This window comes from Algoriphagus sp. (assembly GCF_039969895.1).
Classification (GTDB): domain Bacteria; phylum Bacteroidota; class Bacteroidia; order Cytophagales; family Cyclobacteriaceae; genus Algoriphagus.
On record NZ_JBDVMZ010000014.1, the window covers coordinates 327,576 to 350,124 of the forward strand.

Genomic DNA, 22,549 nt, shown 5'->3' on the forward strand with positions numbered 1-22,549 from the left:
CTATTTTCATGCAAAATTCATAATTATGCTAAGCAGCAAATTACTTGTAATCAAGATTGGGTCGAATGTGCTCACGCAAGAAAATGGGCTTCCTGATTTGGAGCGTATGGAAAAGCTGGTAGCGCAGATCCATGAGCTCAGTTCTAGAGGAAAGCAGGTTGTGCTGGTAAGTTCAGGCGCAGTGGCTTTTGGAAGACAGGCAATTCCCCTTCCTGAAAAACTAAATCCAGTTTTCAAAAAACAGATCTGGGCTTCAACTGGCCAAATCAGACTAATCCATCAATACCAAAACTTCTTCGAAAAACACGGACAGGCAGTTGCTCAGATCTTAGTGACAAAGGAGGATTTCCGTGACAGAAAGCATTTTCTGAACATGAAAAACTGTGTGCAGGCGTTACTTTCTCAGGGTATTTTGCCCATAATTAATGAGAATGACACGGTGACCATTACGGAACTTATGTTCACGGATAACGACGAACTGGCAAGTCTCACCGCTGCGATGATCAATGCAGACACGATGGTATTGCTGACCAATGTAGATGGGATTTTTACCGGCAATCCTTCCGACCCAGCGTCTAATCTGATTGAAAAAGTAGCTTCCAAGATGCCGGAAGTTTCCAATTATATCTCTGCATCCAAATCATCTTTCGGACGAGGTGGAATGCTGACCAAATATGCCATGGCAAAGAAATCAGCTGATTTGGGCATTCAGGTGATAATAGCCAATGGCAAGCGGGAAAATGTATTGGGAGAATTTGCCGATAAAAGCTTGAGATGTACCTGGTTTGAGCCTCAAAAAGTAAAGCCGGGCGCAAAGAAATGGCTCGCCCACGGGGAGCACTATTACGTGGGTGAAGTCACGATCAACGAAGGTGCGAAAAGCTCGCTGACTGCCGAGGTGATTCGCAGTCTCTTGCCAATTGGAATTATTAAGCTTGAAGGAGAGTTTGCCAAAGGAGATATTCTTCTGATCCGCGATGAGAAAGGCCACAAAATCGGTCTCGGCCGCGCAGAGTATTCTTCCAAAATCGCCCTTGACCGCATTGGTCAAAAAAACCAAAAAGCATTAATCCATTACGATTACCTCTATATTTTCGATCATGACTGAGTACCAACATCTATTTGAAGAAGTAAAAAAAGGAGCCAGAAAATTAACCGGTCTCAGCAATACGAAAGTCAATCAGGTCTTACACAATCTGGCGATTTCCGCAGTGGAACACATGGATTTCCTGCTGGAAGAAAACCAAAAAGATCTAGATCGAATGGAGCCTGGTAATCCCATGTACGATCGACTGTTGCTCACTGAAGAACGCATCCAAAATATCGCCGGGGAAATCATTCAGGTGAGCGCTTTACCAAGTCCCCTGCATCATGTCTTGGAATCCAGGACGCTGGAAAACGGCCTTTCTCTGGAGAAAACTACCGTTCCCCTTGGAGTGATTGGGATCATCTATGAAGCCAGACCAAATGTGACCTTTGATGTGTTTACACTTGCCCTGAAATCCGGGAATGGCTTGGTATTGAAAGGTGGGTCAGATGCTGATTTTTCCAATCGTGCCATCATGAATTTGATTCATCAGGTCTTGGAGGTCAATGAGCTGCCAGTATCAGCATTCCAACTTTTACCTGCAGATCGAGCTGCGACCAAAGCACTTTTGGAAGCCGTGGGCCTTGTGGATGTGATCATCCCGCGTGGATCTCAAGGCTTGATCAATTTCGTCAGGGAAAATGCAAAAGTGCCTGTCATTGAAACGGGAGCTGGAATCGTGCATACCTATGTCGATGAATCTGCTGATTTGGAGAAAGCGAAGGAAATCATTTTCAATGCCAAAACCCGTCGTCCTAGCGTGTGTAATTCGCTGGATTGCCTGATCATCCATGAACGTCACCTGCCGGCTTTATCTAACCTTATCCAGCCTCTGCTGAAAAGTGAGGTTCAGGTTTTCGCAGATGAAAAAGCATTTATTGCGCTGGATATCCATGATTTGATCTCAAAAGCTGAGGAATCACACTTTGGAACAGAATTCCTTGGACTAAAACTCTCCATCAAAACCGTTGCTAATCTGGATGAAGCGCTGGATCATATCGCAGCATATTCCTCCAAACATTCCGAAGCGATAGTCGCAGAAAATCAGGAAACCATCGATCGTTTTTTGCTGGAAGTAGATGCAGCGGCAGTTTATGCGAATGCCTCTACGGCTTTCACCGATGGAGCGCAGTTTGGGTTAGGGGCAGAAATAGGCATCAGTACTCAAAAACTCCATGCGCGTGGTCCAATGGCGCTGAAAGAACTTTGCAGCTATAAGTGGATCGTGAGAGGTGATGGACAGGTAAGAAGTTAGAGATCAGTTTGCAGTTTTCAAGCTTCCTAATTCAAAATTGAAAGATTGAAAAATTATCTTGAGCTCAAGACAATTTATACCTGCATTTGTCTTGACTTCAAGACAATTTTATGAAAAAGCCCAGTCTTAATCTTTAGCCAAAAAGATCCCCCTTTGGTTATTTGGTTTTCTTTACTGAGCTGAAAATGGTAAAGCGTGCATAAGGGAATTTCATTATGATTACCCTAGACAAAGATTAGGCTTAGAATAAAAAAACCTTCGAAGTCAATCCAAGTAGCATTCTGGACTTTCTTCGAAGGTTATTTAACGTTAAGCCTTTTCGCCTTTACAAGAGACTTATTCTTAAACGGAAGGCTCCTGCTGACTCAGGCAGTGAAAACTACCCAAGCCCCAGATGATATCTGTGCTATCGATCCCTACGATTCTTCGCGTTGGAAAACAATCTGCAAGTATATCCAAGGCCTTCTGATCATTCTTATCTCGGAAAGTCGGGACAATCACGGATTCATTGGCGATGTAGAAATTCGCATAGGAGGCTGGTAATCGCTGATCATCAAAGAAAACTGGACCAGGCATAGGTAGCTCCACTACGTTTAGCTGCTTTCCATTTTCTAGTTTCATTTTATTCAAACGCTTCAGATTCTCCTGAAGCAATTCATGATTTTCATCGGCTACATTCTCTTCCACTACAGTCACGACCGTATCTTCGTTGACAAAGCGAGTGATGTCATCGATGTGTCCATCCGTATCATCACCTACAATTCCATCGCCAACCCAGAGAATATGATTCACGCCGTAAAAGTCCTGCAAGTATCTCTCGATCTCAGCTTGTTTGAGATGAGGATTTCTGTTTTCATTCAGCAGACAAGCTTCTGAAGTTAGCAGTGTCCCTTTTCCATTAAATTCTACCGAACCGCCTTCCATAACCATCCCAGGTTTGAAGCATGGAATCCCCAATTCTTCAGCGATTTTGATCGGAATCTGATTGTCCAGATCATGAGGAGGATATTTTTCGCCCCACGCATTGTAATTCCATTTCACAAGTACCTTTTTGACATCGGCTTTTGGATTGATCAGAAAAGCCGGCCCATGATCACGACACCAAGCATCGTTGGTAGGAAAAAAATGGAATTTAACCTTGCTTAGATCTACTCCTGCTTTTTCCAGATGTGCTAGCGCAAAAGTTTTCATAGCCTCGTCGGCCACGTTGATATTAACCTTTTGCCCTTTTGCAACCTCCTTTACAAAAAGAGAATATGGCGCATAAATCGTCTCTATTTTGCCTGGCCACGAGGCTTCCTTATGCGGCCAACTCAGCCACATGGATTCTTGCGGCGCAAATTCAGCGGGGAAGTAATAACCTAGTTCTGCTGGAGTTTTCTCGCCAGTCTTAGCGAATTCAAATATATCTTTCATGGAAAACTATTCTTCGTCGAGGTAGCGCTGAGTAATTTGTTGGTAAGAATCGATTCTACGATCTCTCAAGAAAGGCCAGTGCGTACGGTAACGATCCGAACCAGTCAGATCAAGCTCCTCCACATGAACTTCTTCCTCCAAATGCGGTGCTTTGTACGTCACGCGCCCAAAGGCATTGGACACAAAGCTTCCGCCCCAGAATTGCATCGGGCCTTCCACTCCTGTCCTGTTTACTGAAACCACTGGAATTCCATTCGCTACCGCATGAGAACGCTGAATCGTCTGCCAAGCTCCGTATTGCTCGTCGTTAGTAGCTTCATCCTGCGTGCCTGCCCAACCGATGGCAGTTGGGTACACGAGGAAATCCGCACCCTTGAGTGCTGTGATTCTAGCAGCTTCCGGATACCACTGATCCCAGCAGATCAGTACGCCGATTTTGCCATATTTGGTTGGGAAAACTTTATACCCCAAGTCGCCTGGCGTGAAGTAAAACTTCTCATAATAGCCAGGATCATCAGGAATGTGCATTTTTCTGTATTTGCCTAAGTAGCTTCCGTCCGCATCCAATACCGCCGTGGTATTGTGGTATAAGCCTTCTGCACGTTTTTCAAAAAGTGAAGCAACGATCACCACGCCAAGTTCCTTGGCAAGACCGCCAAGTGTTTCGGTGGATGGACCAGGAATGGCCTCCGCCAACTTGAAGTTTTCGTAATCTTCCACATCGCAAAAATAAAGCGATCGGAAAAGCTCCTGAAGTACTACCACCTGAGCGCCTTTAGCTGCTGCTTCACGCACGCCAGCGATGGTTTTGGTCATGTTTTCGGCTACGTCTCCAGAACAACTCAACTGGACCAAGCCCACTTTTACAGATTTATTTGCCAAAATAGTTCGGTTTAAATGAAAGGTTTACAAAGATACTTTTGCCTAATGCCAATGCCAAATGACGAAGTTCGATTTCGCAAGTGGGAATTTTGAAAGACAAGGATCAGAATAACGGCAGGAAGGTGAAAAAGATTCCGTGCTTATTCCTAAGGGAAATCATATTTGAATTATTTTCCGATAAAAAGCTTATTTTTATTGCTTATCAATAAATATTCATCATTTTTGGGAAATAATTTAAACAGAACATCCCATGTCAAAATCAGAAAAATTCGTATTTATTGCGCTGCACATTATTGCTTGGATCATTTTCGTGGGCTTGTGCATCGAAGCTGGAGGTTTGCTAGTCAATTTCGCTTTCAGCATTTTCAAACCTGAAATGGTCCCAAACCTATATCAAAAACTGGACTTGAGTGCGATGTTTGTACGCAGTGAATGGGCCTTCTATAGCATGTATAGTCTAGTCCTGACGATTGCCCTGCTGAAAGCAATATTATTTTACATCGTTATTATGCTTTTGCTCAAATTGGACCTGTCAAACCCCTTCAATGACGTTGTTTCAGAAAAGATTTCGAGGATCAGTTACATCACCTTTTCCATAGGAATCATAAGTTACATCGCTCGACAGTTTGCCAATAATTTAATGCACAAAGGTTACGCTACTGCCGATCTAAATCAGTTTTGGGGAGCTAGTGAGGCGTTTATTTTGATGGCGGCAATCATTTATATCATTTCTGTAATTTTCAAAAAAGGCCTTGCTATTCAAGCCGAAAACGACCTAACCGTATAAGCCATGCCAATCGTAGTAAACCTAGATGTGATGATGGCCAAGCGGAAAATCTCCCTGAACGAACTATCCGAGCGTGTAAATCTGACCCTATCGAATCTTTCCATCCTAAAAACTGGCAAGGCCAAAGCCATTCGTTTTAGCACCTTGGAAGCAATCTGCAAGGCCCTAAACTGTCAGCCGGCGGATATTTTAGAATTTGTGAGTGAGGAGGATCAGAAGTGAAAGAAAACGTCTGTTCGTGATCATCTCTGCGAGTGAGGCACGAACGAAAAAGTCTGGCCGTTATCGTCACTGCGAGGGAGGTACGACCGAAGCAGTCTGGCCGTTATCGTCACTGCGAGGAGATACGACGAAGCAGTCTAATCGCTTCATTAAGATTGCTTCGTGCCTCGCAATGACGGAAGTGTCGTCACTGCGAGGGAGTCACGACCGAAGCAGTCTAATCGCTTCGTTGAGATTGCTTCGTACCTCGCAATGACGGAAGTTTCGTCACTTCGAGGAGGTACGACGAAGCAGTCTGGCCGTTACCGTCACTGCGAGGGAAGTACGACCGAAGCAGTCTGGCCGTTACCGTCACTGCGAGGGAGGTACGACGAAGCAGTCTAAGCGCTTCGTTAAGATTGCTTCCCCGACATATCGGGGCAAGCTGTGCCTCGCAATGACGGAAGTGTCGTCACTGCGAGGGAGGTACGACCGAAGCAGTCTAATCGCTTCGTTAAGATTGCTTCGTGCCTCGCAATGACGAAAGTGTCGTCACTGCGAGGGAGGTACGACGAAGCAGTCTGGTCGTTACCGTCACTGCGAGGAGGTACGACGAAGCAGTCTGGCCGTTACCGTCACTGCGAGGGAGGTACGACCGAAGCAGTCTGGCCGTTATCGTCACTGCGAGTGAGGCACGACCGAAGCAGTCTAATCGCTTCGGTAAGATTGCTTCCCCGACATATCGGGGCAAGCTGTGGCTCGCAATGACGAAAACAATGTAAATTTAATTAACAAACACCTCCAAATATTCCTTTTGCCTTATCTTATGAGTTCGTTTAAACGACAATAAAATACGCTTTATGAAATTCCTCAAACTCCCCCAATAGGATTTGGTTAATTCCGATAAATAGTGGGAAATTAAGAGCGATTCGGTCCGGTTTTCAAACCAGTACCTCGAAAAATGGATAATTCAAAAAAAGATAAACTAAAGAAGGTCAAGCAATTCGGCTATTATAGCAAAGGCTTGGTGTACGGACTGATAGGACTTTTGGCAGCCATGGTCGCCTCAGGATTAGGAGGAGAAATAAAAGGAAAGTTAGGCATAGCGCAATTTCTATATGACCTACCGGGCGGCATTTTTCTCACCTCCATCGTGGCTTTAGGCCTGGTAGCTCATGGAGTTTGGCGCTTTTATGAATCCGCCGTAGATCCCAATGGAGAAGGCGACAAAACTAGAATTGGCCCTAGAATCCAATTTGCTTATTCAGGAATATTCTACACCGTTATCGGTTTTTCCTTTGCACAGCCACTTTTCAACAACGTAGGTTCCTCAGAAGGATCCTCCCAAAAAGCTGCTTTGAGCATGTTGCTGGAAAAGGATTGGGGAATCTGGGTCGTTTGGGGCATTGCCTTGGGAATGGCCGGAAATGCGCTATGGCAATTCTATTTGGGCATAAGTGCCAAATTCATGGTGCTGATTGATAAAAATCCAGACAATACTAAAGAATACAAGCTGGTAAAACGAAGCGGTAGATATGGCTACATAGCCAGAGGAGTCGTTTTTGGGGTAATTTCATTTTTTCTGGTAAAAGTATGTATAGCTCATAATGCCAGCGAGTTGAGAGATACCGAGGGCGCATTTCAATACTTGCTGAGTTTACCTTATGGTAGTATTCTCATGGGTGCGGTAGCGCTAGGTATGATGGGATTTGGCATATTTAGTTTTATGGTTGCCCGGCATGCAAGCCGAAAAGAAATAGATTAGTCAGATTATTCGCCATGATGCCAGTCGCCTTACATTCTTTGCTTATCAGATCGGAACAACGAAGTGGCCTCAAGTATTGACAGTACTATTTCATACTTTTTCCATACCTCAATACAGAGGAAATACCGGATAATACTACTAATTACTATGGATAGCAGGGTCTGTTGAATGCTCGCACCACTGTAACAAGCATGGTAGAGCTATGACAGAAATGACCTAAATAAACCATTTTAACTTATATGATTATCCGCTTTTTTACTAGAAAGGTGGAATAAGCAATGTAGCAAGTGTTAAACTTAAGAATTGAGGCCGCTTCGGTCTTCCACCCAGATAAGCAAGGAATATTAGATGACTGGCATTATTGCGGAAAATCATATTACCTTATCTTGAGGCTTCCATTAATCCCACATCGACTTAGGCATTATGAAAAACTTCAAACTCCCCCTACTTTTTCTTCTTTTACTAACATTCGGAACTCACAACCTCCCCGCCCAAGTCAAACCTATTTTCCAAAATGGGGAAGCCCAAGTCATCCCCGAATTGAAGGATTCCTCCAACTGGATCCGTCATGATCTCTGGGTTGAGACGGAATTTGACACGGATGGTGATGGCAAAAAAGATAGAATGCATGTGGATGTCACCCGACCTCAGCAAACCGAAACTGAAGGGTTAAAGCTTCCAATAGTCTATGCCAGTAGCCCCTATTATGCGGGAACTGCCGGTAGTGCTCCCATCTTTTGGGAGGTGAAGCATGAGCTAGGCGTAGCTGGTCCTCCGAGAAATCATACCGAAGTGGTGCGGACAGGCAAGCGTCCCATCATCTCCAATTCTGAAATTATGCTCTGGGTTCCTCGTGGCTACATCGTCGTGCACTCCTCCTCTCCGGGCACAGGGCTTTCTCAGGGTTCGCCCACCGTCGGTGGAGACAATGAATCCTTAGCTCCAAAGGCCGTCATCGAATGGTTGACGGGAAAAGACAATGGCTACACCACACCGGATGGGAATGAAAAAGTGATGGCATTTTGGTCCACAGGGAAAGTGGGCATGACCGGAACTTCCTATAACGGCACGCTCCCACTTGCCGCGGCAACTACCGGCGTAAAAGGACTGGAAGCCATCATTCCTATCGCTCCCAACACCTCTTATTACCATTATTACCGATCCAATGGCCTTGTCCGCTCACCGGGCGGATACCTGGGCGAGGACATCGATGTCTTGTATGATTATATACACAGCGGGGATGAATCCAAAAGAGCGTATAGCAACAAAACTATTCGCGATACTGAAATGGCCCAGGGCATGGATAGAATCAGCGGTGACTACAATGACTTCTGGGCTGGCCGTGACTACCTCAATGACATGGAACCCATGAAAGCCGCACTCTTGATGTCGCATGGCTTCAATGACTGGAACGTGATGCCCGAGCACAGCTATAGGATTTATGATGCGGCTCGCGCCAAAGGTATTCCTGCCAAAATCTACTACCACCAAAACGGGCATGGCGGTCCGCCTCCATTTTCTATGATGAATCAATGGTTTACCAAGTACCTGCATGGGGTAGAAAACGGCGTGGAAAAAGGCCCTAAAGCCTACATCGTCCGAGAGCGAGACGAGCAAAGCAACCCAACCGCCTATGCAGACTTCCCAAATCCTGAAGCTTCAGATGTGAATTTCTACCTGAGCCCTGGAGCTCCTGCTGCTGGTCGCATGAGTTTGGAGAAAAAGACCACAGGCAAACAAGAAACGCTAGTGGACAACTATTCCTTCCCCGGATCAGCCTTAGCGCAGGCAGATTATACTGAGCATAGATTGATCTACATGAGCCCAGTACTTAGCGAGCCACTTCATATTTCTGGAATTCCGAAGATTACCGTGAAACTGGCGTCCAATAAACCTGCGGCCAACCTTTCAGTATGGTTGGTTTCCCTGCCTTGGACAGAGGGGAGAAATGCGAAAATCACCGATAACATCATCACCCGAGGCTGGGCAGATCCACAAAACCACGCCTCCATTCGCAAGGGAGAACCTCTAGTACCAGGTCAATTCTACGAGGTCACTTTCGACTTGCAACCAGACGATCAGATCATCGCAGCAGGACAGCAGATCGGACTGATGATCTTCTCCTCAGACGCTGAGTTCACTCTCCTACCCCAGCCAGGCACAGAATTAACTATCGATCTGGATGGAACGGTCTTGACCCTTCCGGTGGTGGGCGGAAATGGGATGGTAGAGAAAGCGGTGAGGTAAAAAAGATACAAATTTTATGAAATATACCCTGTACAGGGTATTGTGGGAGAATGGGGAATTGGGGTTCTTGTGGGTAGGTAATAGCAAGCCAAAAGGCGTAAATACTTGACCAATTTGGAATGATAGAGATTAAAAGGGTGAAGGAATAAGGGAGTTGTGCTCAGTGTAAAAAGACAGTTGACCCGCAAATAGCACATTTAGTTTTTGCCGACAAGCAAATGCCACCGCTGAAAAAACCAAAAGAGCTTGAATTTTTGCCAAAGCTCGACAGGAAATTGAAAAAGGAAGAATTGAGTGAAATGAAAAAGGACAAATACTTACAAATATTTAATTACCTCAAAGAGTTCTCGAAACTTAGAAGTAACCCTGTCCGCGACATTGACGCTCAAGAAACACAATATCCTGAGAAATTTTGGCTGAACGACATTCCCGAAAATGAGCTTTTTGAAAACATTATCAGACCAGACTTCAATGAAGACAACGACTATTGGTTGAAAGTAAGAAAGCCTAAAGAACCAGCGAAACCAGATTTTGCAAACCTTACAGAAAACTTGGAAAAATGGATTGACAAACCAACTTTATTAAATGAAGAAGATGAACCCAAGTTAAAAGTAGATCTTGAAATCAATGGAGAAACTCTTTCGATTGAAGACTTCCCGGAACTTGAAAAAGAATTACAGCATTACATTGACAAAAAATGGATTAATGACCTGATAGAATACAACGAGAAACTCGAAGCATACAGAATTGAACATGAGAAGTATGAAAAATTAAACTCTGTTTACAAACAACTATTCCGAATATTCAACAAAACCCAGCAATTTGGAGAAGAGTACGAATTGGTTGTTGGTGTCGGACTCTTGAACTTCAAGGAGAATGATGAAGGACCTAAGATTTTCAGACATATTTTAAACCAAAGAGTCGATATTAACTTCGAGTACTCTCAAAAGGACTCACAAATATTCGTTTCACCAAACTTAGAATCTGCGCCTCAAATTGAAACTGATTCCATCCTTGACTTATTTGACCAGTTTGATTCGCAAAACATTATAGATGCCGAAAAGGCGGTAGAGAGCTACATTAAAGAGAAAAATATTGAAACAATTTTTAGCAACACAGAAGATGCTTTACAAATGTTTGCTGAAAGGTTTTCTCCTGATGGCAGCTATAACCACTTAATTGAAAAGCCAAATAGAATACCTTCAAAACCAAATATCACTTTTTCCCCAGCTCTCTTACTTAGAAAAAGAAATACTCGAAGTTTTACCGCTCTATATGAGAAGATATTAGAGAATATTGAAAATGGTGAAGATAGCCTTGAAATCCCGACAATAAATGACCTTATAGGTATCCACCCAAATACTGAAGATGATAATTATTCGCCTGATAACTCATTTAATGGTTCACAGAATGAGCCAATATTTTTCCCTAAGGAATACAATGACGAACAATTAGAGATAGTAGAAAAAGCTAAAAGAAACAATAAGGTTCTCGTTCAAGGCCCTCCAGGCACAGGAAAGTCACACACTATTGCCAATTTGATTTGTCACTTGCTCGCAAACGGTAAGAAGGTTCTAATTACCGCCTATACAAAAAGAGCATTGGAAGTTCTAAAAGATAAACTCCCTCCTGAATTTCAGGATTTGGCAGTAAACCTTTTAAGTGGAGACTCATCTTCCATCCAAGACTTACAATCAAGTGTCAATGCCATAAATGATGAATTATCAAGAGCCAATCTAACTCAATATCAATCACAAATTGATGAGTTTGAAAATGATTTAAAGAATACGAGAGAATCAATCGCTGAAACCTCAAATAGTCTTGTTAAGATTAAGGAAAAAGCGACAAGAAAACAGGAGGTTAACGAGAAATACAAAGGAACTCTAACTGAAATTGCTGAAAATCTTGAAAGAGATACACCTTTATTCGAATGGTACGAAGACGATTTCAGCAATATTGAAAATAATGAGTTGCTATCTCGTCTAACGGAATTTATTCAATTGCATGAAAACTACAAGCAAATTGAAACCGATGAATTTGATTTTAAAATCCCTGACACAAATAAATTACTTACTGCTAACCAGTTAAAGGAATATTCAAATCTTACTGCCAAGCTTGCCAATGGCTCTTTTCCAAAAGATGCTAACCTAAAAATTTCATGTTCAGATTTTGAGCAACTATTTCAACAGCTAAATAATCTTCAAAACTTTTACAACGAAGTAGATAAATTCCAGATTGACTTTACCTCTTCTGTTATAGAATCCTTTTTGATAGGCAGAAATCAAGAATGGTTGCAAATATTGAATCAGTCAAAGTCAGTACTCGAAAAGTTCGAAAAGCATGATTTACGGCAGATTGACAAGGATATTGAAGTCTCTTATCCTCAGACTAAAAGTTTAAAGCAGCTTAAAAATGATGCTCAAACACTTCTTGCATATTTAAATGAAGGTAATCCGTTATCAGGATTTACTTTTTCAATTAAAAAGCCATTTCTACCAAGAGAAATAAAAGAACGCCTTTATTTTATTGAAGCAGTTCGTGTCAATGGAAGTCCTTGCGATACCATTGAAGAGTATGAAACTGTATTGAAGGATATTTCTTTTCGACAAAACTTTATTGAGCTATCCGAAATTTGGGGGAAAGAAGAGCCAAAAGGAAACTTACTATTCAAGAAGATTTCATTCTTCAAGCAAATTCATAATGAAGTGTTACGCTTATCAAAGTTAATAGAAGAAGCAAAAGCAGTGAAATTGGCAATTGAATCCATTAGCAATTTGCAGATAAAACTTTTTGATTATGAAGACCTAAAGACATCTTTTCTCAAAGCCGAGTATAGCAAACTAAAAGAGAGCATTTCGGAGTTTAATGAGCTTATTAATCAATCTACCGCATATCTGAATAATTATGTTCCAAAAGGCTACCACCCAATTAAGGAAAACATAATTGAAGCATACAACAACCTTGACTTCCACACTTATGAAGAATTACTGAACAGAATTGAAAAGCTAGCTTATGAAAAAGAGAACTTTCTGAATTTCAGAAATTTACGTTCAGAGCTTTATTCTAAAATCCCATCCACAACACAATTGGTAGAGGACAATTCCTTTTCAGCTAAGGATGTAGAAAATTTAAAACAAGCAATCTATTTCAGAAATGCTCAACATCAACTTGAAAAGCTGATGGATGTGAATTATGAAAATCAACTCAGTCAAGATCTAAATAACCTAGAGTCAAAAGAAAAAGATTTGGTTTCTCAATTGGCATCTAAAAAAGCATGGAGTAAAGTAGTTGAAAGCTTGAATGAGAATCCTAATCTGCAATCGCACCTCATTGCTTGGAAGCAAGCTGTAAGATCTATTCCTAGAAGTCGCACAAGTCCCAACTACAGACACTTTCGTAATGTGGCTAATAAAGAAATGGAGTATTGCAAAAAATCGATACCGTGTTGGATTATGCCACTTTATCAAGTTGTTGAACAATTTCAGCCAGAACCTGAAATCTTCGACTATATAATCATTGATGAGGCTAGTCAGCTAGGACCTGATGCTATTTTTCTATTCTATTTAGCCAAAAAAGTAATCGTAGTTGGTGATGATAAGCAAACAGCTCCGGAGTACGTAGGAGTAAAAGATGATTTAGTAAAGTCTTTGATTCACAAACATCTCAAACCTAGTATAAATAAGGAGATTCCATTTTCAGATTTTTATGGTCTAAAGCATAGTTTTTTCGACCATTGTGATAGATTGACAGGAGGTAAGCGGATTGTTCTGCAGGAACACTTCAGATGTATGCCTGAAATCATCGAGTTCTCAAATCGTAATTTCTATGCCCCTGATGGAAAAGGGCTTTATCCATTAAAGCAATATTCAGAAAATCGTCTTGAACCATTGATGGCAGAGTTTTGTCCCAATGGCTACACAGAAGGCAGTGGCGCAAGAATTATAAATGAGCCAGAGGCAAATCACATTGCTGAAACAATTGGGAAGTTAGTCGAAGACGAAAACTATAATGGGAAGTCAATCGGAGTGATAACCCTTCAGGGAAATCAACAAGCAAATGTGATTGAAAACCTACTCCTGAAAAGAATTGGAGAAAAGGAATTTCATAAACGTAAAATTGTTTGTGGGAACTCTTCATCCTTTCAAGGTGATGAAAGGGATATTATCTTTTTAAGCTTGGTTACAGCTCACAATCACAATAGGTCAGCACTTGTGAAACCAGAAGACGAAAGACGCTTCAATGTTGCTGTAAGTCGAGCTAAAGAGCAGATTTATTTATTCCATTCAATTCAGTTGGACGATTTGAGTAATACAAATGATTTACGTTACAAACTATTAAACCATTTCAAAAATTACAACTCCTATCAACCGATTTTCAACACACCAATAGAAAGGCGAATGGGAACACAACCTGAGCCTTTCGACAGTTGGTTTGAAGTTGACGTTTACAATGATATCGTACGGAAGCAACTTAGCATTATTCCTCAATACGAAGTGGCGAAAGGTCGATACAAGATTGATATGGTTGCTCTATTACCTGATGGAACTAAAATAGCCATAGAATGTGATGGTGATAAATGGCATGGCCCTGAACAGCATCAAAATGACATGATGCGCCAAAAAGTACTTGAAAGATGCGGTTGGCAGTTCTTCAGAGTTCGTGGTTATGAGTATTACACCAACAGAGAGAAAGCATTAGAACCCCTTTGGAACATGATTCCTGTATTTGAAGAAAAAATGATAGAACCTATTACAGATTTTGGCTATCAGGAATCTATTATCCAAGAGGAAAAAGAAGTAAAAACTGATAAATCATTAGAGGTGCAAAGTTCAGCTTTGGACATTGATACAGATGATGAAGAAACTCCGATAGAACATTTTGAGCAGGTTGCTTCAAGCCCAAGAACAGATAAAATACTTCGATACTTTAACCTATTTAAATCAGGCACATATATTCTGACAGATGAGGAGCCGTTGAAAGCTGATTATGTAATTCCAATACAAGAAATTTACCAGACAGGTTTTCTTCTACAATGTTACAAATCAGGTCATGTCAATAAAGTCCATATTCCAACTCTTCTTTCAAGAAGAATTGGGAAAGAATATATGAATGGTTTGAATAAAGATGGGGAATTGGTGCACATCGAAGCTATTGAAACTGAAAAAATCATTGGCATTTACTTCAATGAGAATGGTCATAGAAAATTCAAAGCGCATTTGACCGAAAACATTTCGACACGGGAGCAACTTCACTTGCAAGGCTACAAAGTAATTTACAATGATTTTGACCGAATAGATTACAATGTCTTGCCCTTAGATATCTACAATGACATCAGTCGATTAGTATTCCAAAGTTTTACTGCCAATGGTAAACCAGTTGATAATAATTATTACGAATCTGAATGGTCTATAATTAAACGGCATTCGAAAAAAGACCAAGAACCAGTAGTAGAACGAGTAGAACTCATTCCAATCTCTCTCTTTGACAATAGAGTCGTACTTAACAGCACAGTTAAAATCAAATTCCTAAGTAATGAAAAGGAATTGAAAGTGAAATTGGTGGACTCTCCTACTTATGGTGCTGAAATTATTGATGGAGTGCAAATTGTAAATATTATGACGCCTTTAGCTAATTCAATAAAAGGTAGAACAATTGGAGACAGGGTTACAATAGGCGACACAAACAGTGAAGTTCAAATAATTGAAATAAGATAACCAATGACTCCAACGCTCAGCAGCCACACACATTGCCAAGCCGCTCAAAGCCAACGCACCAGCCAAAGCTTGTCAAAGAATGTGTCTGAGCCAACGCACTGACAGAAAAGAAAAAGCACGATTACCCAATCGAGTAGACGGCCGTGAGCCATAAGCCCATGGTGCGCCTCTCACACCACCGTACGTACGGGTCTTCCCGATTCTCGGGACAGGCTGTTTACAGAGGTTCACTGAATCCTTGCCTCAGCGTAGCATGTAACTACGCTTTTATATTTTTTGGGATTTGTAGTTCCATTCCCTGCTCAGCCTACTTCCGCTCCACAAAGTACATATCCACTTCGCCCTTGTTTTTAGCTTGGACCTTGCCTCGATGAGTGCAGGAGAAGTGCTCTTTGACTAGTTCGTAAGTCGTTCCTGAAATATTGATTTTGCCTGGCTCGCTGCTGCTTTCCATCCTGGAAGCTAGATTCACTGTATCTCCCCAGATATCGTAGGCAAACTTATTTAGCCCTACAATTCCAGCCACTACATTCCCCGTATGAATTCCAATTCTTAGCTCGAAGATCGGTTTGTTTTCCCTTCTGCTTTTCTCCTTATGCAGCTCTATAAAATCCCGGATTTCCAAGGCCGCGTGGATCGCATCTATAGGATGTGTGGTATTTTCCATAGGTATTCCTCCTGCTGCCATGTATGAATCCCCTATGGTTTTGATCTTCTCAATCCCATATTTCTCGATGATTTTGTCAAATTCCTTAAAGCAATAATCAATCTCCGCTACCAGGTCCACCGCACTCATTTGCTCAGCGATCATAGAGAAACCCTTGAAATCCGTAAACATCACCGTCACACTTTCATATTTCTTGGATGCGGCATTCCCGTTTTCTTTCAGTTCTCGGGCTATATTCAGCGGTAGGATATTTAACAGGAGGCGATCCGCTTTTTCCATTTCGTTTTGCAGATCCTCGGTACGCTCCCTTACCTTCAGTTCCAGATTAGAATTGTACTCCTCTAGTCTTTTTTCATTTAGCTTGAGGTTTTCCTCCACCTCTTTTCGGACCTCTACTTCCTGTATCAGTTGAGCATTGAGCAGATTGGTGCTTTCCAGTAGCATGGCATTTTGGAGGGAAATGGCTGTTTGCGTCGCCATGACTTGGAGGATCTCCATTCTATCTTTGGTGAAAGCTCCTGTCAAAGAACTGTTTTCCAAGTAAAGTAGAGAAAAACCCACACCGGAATGCTTCTGAGGTATGCAGAGAATGGATTTGATTTTATTGGAAGTGATGTAAGTCTCGTCAGCATACGGCAGCGTCTTGGTCGCATCATCCAGTACCAGAGTTTCTCCGGATCTGAGCACATAGTTGATCACCGAATGGCTAATCTCCTCAAAATCATCGTACGAGATATTTTGCATGACTTCTATCTCGCTGGTGGAGTTGTCTATGGACGCTTTGATCAACTTCTTATCTTTCTCTATGGTAATGAGAAATGCCCGGTCTGCTCCGGCATTTTCACTCACGAGCTGCATCAATCCTGTCAGGATATTTTCCAGTTTCATTTCTCCTGAGATAAGATTGATCGTTTTCAGGATAGTGTCCAGATCCAGCGTGGTGGCTTTGACGCCTATTTCTTCAGCCGAAATAAATCCAGCGTACAATTCTTTCATTTGAGTTAGTTTAGCCTTGGCTCCCCACTTTTCATAGGATTTGTAGGCATTTGAAAGGTAGAATTGCGCGGCTTCGGGTTGCTGCTTACGTTGAAAGTAAACCCCTGCCCGCTCCCATATCAACGCTTCATCCTGGATGTATTTATGTACTCTGGCGTATCTGATTGCATAGGTGAATGACTTGACCGCCAAATCAAAATTGCCTCTGAGAGCTTCATATTCTGCTTTCATAAACTCATAGCGATGCAGGAAATTCACCTCTGAATGCTTCACCAGCCCGCCGATTAGCTTCATATTCTTTTTACATAAGGCCAAAAGTGCTTTCTGCTCTGCAGCGGATTTACTATGGAAAATCGGCGTAATGCTAAGATTTTCATAATAGAAAAAAAGCATCTCTGTGATCGAACCTTTCACCGGAATCAAATGCAATCTGGCCATGGAAGAAAACTTCCAAGCTGCCTCATTTTTATTGAAAACTAAGCTCAAAATGGTCTTCTGGGCATATAGATTATGAAAATACAAACTGAAAGCGGGCTCATTAGGAAAGTCTATTTTTCGCTCATCAAAAATCTCCCCTGCTAAAAAATCGAAATCTTGGACTCCTTCTACCAGACACACCGCGGACTGTCGAAAGAGAGCGATTCGTTTGATTTGCATGATTTGATTCAGAGGCGCGATTTGCTTGCTGAGCAATTCTCCCCGATGCAGAATCTTCGGCAAAGGTTCCCCTCCGTAAAAGTTCCAATAAATAATCAATTGCCCGATGATGGAGGTAAATTCAAAATCCCCGGTTTCTAAACCTTTTTTCAATGCCTCCTCCAGCTCAGGAATACTCTCAGCCAGATGCTTCAACCAGTGCGAAATAAACATCACATACACTTGCTTGAAGGAGACAAATTCGTCCTCATCCTGAAGCACTTCATAAACTTTATTGCCGAGCTGACCCATTTTAAGGCCTTTGGACATATTGCCCATAAACGCAATGTTGATGTAGCCGAACACTACAAAAGCTACCGGAGTCTTAGCGCCAAGTCCGTTTTTCAAGGTGAGCCTTATCAGCTCAAACATGATCAAAGGAAGCAAATTGGGTTCGGTGAGGTAAGCTGCCAAAGCCGTATGGTGCATAATCGACATCGCGATCACCAACTTTTCATCCTTGATTTCTGGGAGTTGGAGGATTTTTTCTTCTGAGGTAAACGCTAATCTCAGATTGGTCCGGAAAAAGCCAAAAAGTACGTTCAGCTGGGACGGGTGGCGCTTCAAATCAATCTCAACCAGACGAAGAACTTCAATAGCAATTTCTATTACCCGCCTTTGATCGTTCTCAACATTTGCATTTTGAATTTTCAGATCTGCTAGCTTGAGTCTATCCAGAACTCCCTCAGCATGACTGTCGAGCAATTTGGTAAACGCTTCAAAACGGCTTTGATTATTGATTTGGTAGGCAGCAATGGCTGATTTCAGGTAGAGGTCGTAGGTAAATGCACGATCTACCTGCCAAGAGTCCTGGGCAAGAAGCTGCAGCGCATTTTCAAAATACTGCATCGCCAAGCTATAAGCCGTAGAATTCTGAGCGCGCTGCCCGGCGATACTATTCAGCTCGCACAGCTTCCGCAATTCCGAAGGATCATCGATCAATTCCTTTCCGAAATTGAACTGGTTCACGATATCAAATATCTCTTCCCTGAGATTTTCCGATTTGGTAGTTTCCAGCAAAATCCGGCCAATCTTGAGATGGTTTTCTTTTTTCCCATGGGCATCGATCAGAGAATAGATAGCCTGCTGCACCTTATCATGAACAAAATAAAAACTACCGTCCAAGCTCTCGATGACGAGATCCAAATCCAGCGCCTGATTAAAGTCTAACGTAATATCTTCGTTCTCTCGAGCGGATATTTTCACCAGGTCTTCGAACCAAAATTTATTCCCAATACAAGCTGCGTGCTTGAGGATTTCTATGGTATGATCTGGCAGTTGATTGATGGTTTCGAGGAAAAGGTTGACGATGTCTCCCTCCACATTGTAGCTGATCAGCTTAGCTATATCCCAATTCCATGCACCTTGCTTGCTGTCGAAAAACAGCATTTCATTTTTGTAAATCGCTTTGATAAACTGATTGGCAAACAGGGCGTTACCGACTGATTTTTTAAAAACAATAGATGCTAACTCGTCCAAAGACCGCTCCGATTTCCCTAAAACATTTGAAACCAGCTGCTTTATATCTTCTTCCTTCAGGTTTTCCAGGTGAATTTCTTCAGGGCTTATTCCTTGCTGTTCCAGTTCTAAGTTGAACTGATGAAAAAGATGACCTGGAGAAATTTCATTGTCCCGATATGCACCCACAATCATAAGCGAGCTGAGTTCCGAGTTGAGCAAAATGGTCTTCATCAACTCCAGCGAAGACACATCACTCCACTGAAGATCATCGATGAAAATAAACACAGGCTTGCCCAGCACTGCAAAAACCTGAAAGAATTTAGTGAAGGCATAATTAAATCGCAATTGCGCCTCGGCACCAGTCAATACAGGAACTTCAGGCTCATTTTCCAGCAATCTTTCCAAACCCGGAATTACCTCAAACAATACTCTACCGATAGGCTGAAGCAATTCATGCAGCTTTGTTTTCCATCGACTAAGCTCCTGCTCCTTCAAAAGTAAAACCTGACTCATCAGCTTTCCCAGTGCCTGAGAAAAAGCGGAATAAGGCACATCCGCCCGGAGCTGATCAAATTTGCCTGAGATAAAAAACCCGCCTGACTGCACCACAGGCCTATACATTCGCTCTACCAGTGCAGATTTCCCCACACCGGAATTGCCAAGCACATAGACTAGCTTTTTTTCACCCTCGGTGGTTCTTGAAAATGCATCTTTTAGCTGTTTGAGTTGCTTGTCCCGCGCGTAGAGTTGATCAGAAAACATCAGAACCCCTGAGGAGTCATGCGTGCCGAGTAAAAACCCATCAATATCCAGGTCTTTTTGGATAGCGTATAGAATCATTTCCAGATCATACTGTACCCCCTGAGTCGAATGATACCTGTTTTGCACGTCTTTTTCGATCATTTTCATGATCAAATCAGAAAGTACCTGAGGAATCCCAGCAAGCTCTGCCGGTTGCTTTGGAGTCAGCGCGATGTGGGCGTGGATTTTGGCAGCTCCTTCCTTGGACTGAAAGGGCAATTGCCTTGCGAAAATCCAATAAAAGATAATTCCTAAGGCATAAATATCTGTGTAAAAGCCTATGTCGGCACTGATCCTACCCGTTTGCTCGGGAGCGATGTAATCGTAGTCCGCTTCAAAAAAAACCAGCCGGCGTTCTGTTCCGATTTTCCTTTTGATACGAGTAGCCAGGCCAAGGCTGATAAAATAAACAGTATTTGACCCCTCCTCTAGCAGTATGTGATCTGGATTGAGGTTCAAATGAACATATTCGCTCCGGTGAACTTCATCGAGTTTCTTTACCAGCGCCAGACAAATCTGCACCTGCTCACTGAGTGAAGTTTGCTTGGAAAGCAGCTCTTTTAAAGTTTGTCCTTTGATGAACTGAAGCTTCAAGTTGAGTTCAGTGCCGGTATTTTTACTTTCTAAGACTTTCCTAAAACCAGGGATAGACGCTCCTGAAAGATCGGCTTCATTAGTGGCTTTTAAGGCTTCAATCTGAGAAAGTGTGGAGAGGAGGATTTTCTTAGAAACAAAACTATAACTCGAGGCAGATTCAGATGACTGTACATCTGAATTATTTCCTGAGTATAAAATTTGCCATTTCATCGGAAAAGAGTGTTTTAGCTGGGGTGGAGCATGTTTTTGAACTAAAAAATAAAATTTTTAGAAAAACATGATCTCTAAATTTAATACAATTTCCAGTAAATAAAACACAAAATAAAATTTCAAATCAACCCTCCTTTGCCATAATTTTAATTACATTGAAGTAGATTTTTATAACCTTTTTCACCTCATTTTAAAAGACCAGTATGGGCACTCAGAAAGCAAATCCAAAGCAGCTAGGACAGGAATATGTGCAAGAAGACGAAGATCTAATTGCCTATAAAATGATCCAGGAATTTGAAGCTCAAGTCAGCAGAATGTACAAGGACAAGAAGATGCTTCGGCAGGTTCATACCAAGATGCATGGTTGTGTCAAAGCGTCTTTTCAGGTGGAAAAGGATTTGCCAGATAATCTAAAAGTGGGCGTATTCGCCGGTGTACCAAAAAATTACCATGCCTGGGTTCGCTTTTCCAACGGAAACACCAAACCCCAAAAAGACAGGAAAAAAGATATCCGGGGAGCAGCTATCAAACTTTTGGGAGTGCCCGGAGATAAGATTCTGAACGACGAACTTACCGCGGAAACTCAGGATTTTTTGCTCATGAGCACCGAGACTTTCTTTGCCAAAACGGTAAAGGAGCTCAGCAGACTGCTGAATGCCATGACTTCGCCCAATTTCATCAAGAGTAATCTATTTATTCTAAATCCCCTGCTCTGGCCGATTCTCAGGCGAGCCATCAAAAGCAAGGTGAGCTGTAGAAACCCACTCGAGATCCCCTATTGGAGTACGCAGCCGTATCAGTTTGGTCAGGGTCAAGCTGTCAAATATCATCTAAGGCCATCTCCGAGTAATAACATCGTGGTGGAAAATACTACCGATCGCGATTACCTGAGATACAATCTTGCTCAAACACTTCACGACAACGAAGCCAAGTTTGATTTTTTCGTTCAGTTTCAGACAGACGCCGAGGCCATGCCGATTGAAGATCCTACAGTGGCTTGGACCTCACAAAACATCAAAGTCGCCACATTGACGATTCATCCGCAGGTTTTTGACAGCAATGCGCAGCTAGCCTATGGAGACAATCTTTCCTTCAATCCCTGGCATTCCCTGCCGGAGCATAGACCGCTGGGCGGATTCAATCGAGTGAGAAAAAGAGTGTACGAAGTGATGTCAAAATTCCGACACGACAAGAATAAGCTTCCTGATGTGGAGCCAAAAGATTCGGCAGATTTCCTCCATGGCCTGAATAAGCTTAATACTAAAGTCACCTTGGATCAGGTAGTTCCTACCAAACACATCATCTTCACTACTGCGGAGGTCATCGTAGATGTGGACAAAAAAACTGCCTATGAATTCGTATCAAGCGTAGAAGAATTGCCAAGCTGGCTGTTGAAAACAGGCCCGATCTATGGTATCATCAAAGTGACTAAACTCCGTGGAAACTGGGCTAAGGTGGGAGACAACAGACTGGTAGAAAGAGGAGATTCGGCGACACTTGTGGAGGAGCTCATCTCCGTGCATCACTATTCCAACTACGCTTACCAGACCACCGACTTCAGCGATATTTTCAAACACTTCACTAACAAAACCTACGGTCATATGTGGTTTGACACGATCGATGATAAAACCAGACTTCGTTGGGTTTATATATTCACCTATAAGAACCTATTGGCAAGGATATTCTTATCCCTTTTCGCTCCTTTGTTTTTGAAAAAATACCTACAAAATGGCCTGAATAATGCCAAGGCATTCTTAGAGGAATGAT

11 protein-coding genes are annotated in these 22,549 nt (G+C 42.3%); 8 read left to right on the plus strand and 3 right to left on the minus strand.

The window, feature by feature from the left end:
- The first annotated feature begins 25 nt into the window (after positions 1-25).
- Positions 26-1,108 (plus strand): glutamate 5-kinase, encoded by a 1,083-nt coding sequence (proB, locus tag ABJH64_RS12755; protein WP_348277315.1) that lies wholly within the window; start codon positions 26-28, stop codon positions 1,106-1,108.
- Positions 1,101-2,342 carry a glutamate-5-semialdehyde dehydrogenase gene (locus ABJH64_RS12760; RefSeq protein WP_348277314.1) on the plus strand — a complete coding sequence of 414 codons (1,242 nt, stop codon included), beginning with the start codon at positions 1,101-1,103 and terminating at the stop codon, positions 2,340-2,342. The genes proB and ABJH64_RS12760 overlap by 8 nt, the downstream gene beginning before the upstream one ends.
- Before the next feature lie 342 nt (positions 2,343-2,684).
- Here the strand turns inward: ABJH64_RS12760 and ABJH64_RS12765 are convergent, their stop codons facing one another.
- Together ABJH64_RS12765 and ABJH64_RS12770 are read right to left on the minus strand one after the other, a co-directional pair.
- Positions 2,685-3,758, minus strand: a complete 1,074-nt coding sequence (locus ABJH64_RS12765) for an agmatine deiminase family protein (protein WP_348277313.1) — start codon at positions 3,756-3,758, stop codon at positions 2,685-2,687.
- Between the two features lie 6 nt (positions 3,759-3,764).
- Complete coding sequence (locus tag ABJH64_RS12770) at positions 3,765-4,640, minus strand: carbon-nitrogen hydrolase (RefSeq protein ID WP_348277312.1); 876 nt, start codon at positions 4,638-4,640, stop codon at positions 3,765-3,767.
- Between the two features lie 250 nt (positions 4,641-4,890).
- Here ABJH64_RS12770 and ABJH64_RS12775 point away from each other — a divergent pair, with 250 nt between their 5' ends.
- From ABJH64_RS12775 to ABJH64_RS12795, 5 genes are all read left to right on the plus strand, one after another.
- A complete protein-coding gene (locus ABJH64_RS12775) occupies positions 4,891-5,427 on the plus strand; it encodes a DUF2975 domain-containing protein (RefSeq protein WP_348277311.1) in 537 nt (178 codons plus the stop codon).
- A 3-nt stretch (positions 5,428-5,430) separates the two neighbouring features.
- Positions 5,431-5,649, plus strand: a complete 219-nt coding sequence (locus ABJH64_RS12780) for a helix-turn-helix transcriptional regulator (RefSeq protein ID WP_348277310.1) — start codon at positions 5,431-5,433, stop codon at positions 5,647-5,649.
- Between the two features lie 940 nt (positions 5,650-6,589).
- Positions 6,590-7,393, plus strand: a complete 804-nt coding sequence (locus ABJH64_RS12785) for a DUF1206 domain-containing protein (RefSeq protein ID WP_348277309.1) — start codon at positions 6,590-6,592, stop codon at positions 7,391-7,393.
- A gap of 423 nt (positions 7,394-7,816) precedes the next feature.
- Positions 7,817-9,640, plus strand: a complete 1,824-nt coding sequence (locus ABJH64_RS12790) for a Xaa-Pro dipeptidyl-peptidase (RefSeq protein WP_348277308.1) — start codon at positions 7,817-7,819, stop codon at positions 9,638-9,640.
- A 218-nt stretch (positions 9,641-9,858) separates the two neighbouring features.
- A complete protein-coding gene (locus ABJH64_RS12795; RefSeq protein ID WP_348277307.1) occupies positions 9,859-15,354 on the plus strand; it encodes an AAA domain-containing protein in 5,496 nt (1,831 codons plus the stop codon).
- 307 nt (positions 15,355-15,661) lie between these two features.
- Here the strand turns inward: ABJH64_RS12795 and ABJH64_RS12800 are convergent, their stop codons facing one another.
- Positions 15,662-20,782, minus strand: coding sequence for an adenylate/guanylate cyclase domain-containing protein (locus ABJH64_RS12800; RefSeq protein WP_348299088.1), 5,121 nt, complete (start codon positions 20,780-20,782; stop codon positions 15,662-15,664).
- A gap of 203 nt (positions 20,783-20,985) precedes the next feature.
- Between ABJH64_RS12800 and ABJH64_RS12805 the strand changes: the two genes are divergently transcribed.
- Entirely contained in the window at positions 20,986-22,548 is a 1,563-nt protein-coding gene (locus tag ABJH64_RS12805; protein WP_348273989.1) for a hypothetical protein, read from the plus strand.
- The last annotated feature ends 1 nt before the right edge of the window (position 22,549 follow it).

What these genes read in the sequence shown, in the direction of transcription:
- ABJH64_RS12790 (WP_348277308.1), top strand. Translation starts at nt 7,817, where the DNA reads ATGAAAAACTTCAAACTCCCCCTACTTTTTCTTCTTTTACTAACATTC.
- ABJH64_RS12775 (WP_348277311.1), top strand. Translation starts at nt 4,891, where the DNA reads ATGTCAAAATCAGAAAAATTCGTATTTATTGCGCTGCACATTATTGCT.
- ABJH64_RS12760 (WP_348277314.1), top strand. Translation starts at nt 1,101, where the DNA reads ATGACTGAGTACCAACATCTATTTGAAGAAGTAAAAAAAGGAGCCAGA.
- ABJH64_RS12795 (WP_348277307.1), top strand. Translation starts at nt 9,859, where the DNA reads ATGCCACCGCTGAAAAAACCAAAAGAGCTTGAATTTTTGCCAAAGCTC.
- ABJH64_RS12765 (WP_348277313.1), bottom strand. Translation starts at nt 3,758, where the DNA reads ATGAAAGATATATTTGAATTCGCTAAGACTGGCGAGAAAACTCCAGCA.
- ABJH64_RS12805 (WP_348273989.1), top strand. Translation starts at nt 20,986, where the DNA reads ATGGGCACTCAGAAAGCAAATCCAAAGCAGCTAGGACAGGAATATGTG.
- ABJH64_RS12780 (WP_348277310.1), top strand. Translation starts at nt 5,431, where the DNA reads ATGCCAATCGTAGTAAACCTAGATGTGATGATGGCCAAGCGGAAAATC.
- ABJH64_RS12785 (WP_348277309.1), top strand. Translation starts at nt 6,590, where the DNA reads ATGGATAATTCAAAAAAAGATAAACTAAAGAAGGTCAAGCAATTCGGC.
- proB (WP_348277315.1), top strand. Translation starts at nt 26, where the DNA reads ATGCTAAGCAGCAAATTACTTGTAATCAAGATTGGGTCGAATGTGCTC.
- ABJH64_RS12800 (WP_348299088.1), bottom strand. Translation starts at nt 20,782, where the DNA reads ATGAAATGGCAAATTTTATACTCAGGAAATAATTCAGATGTACAGTCA.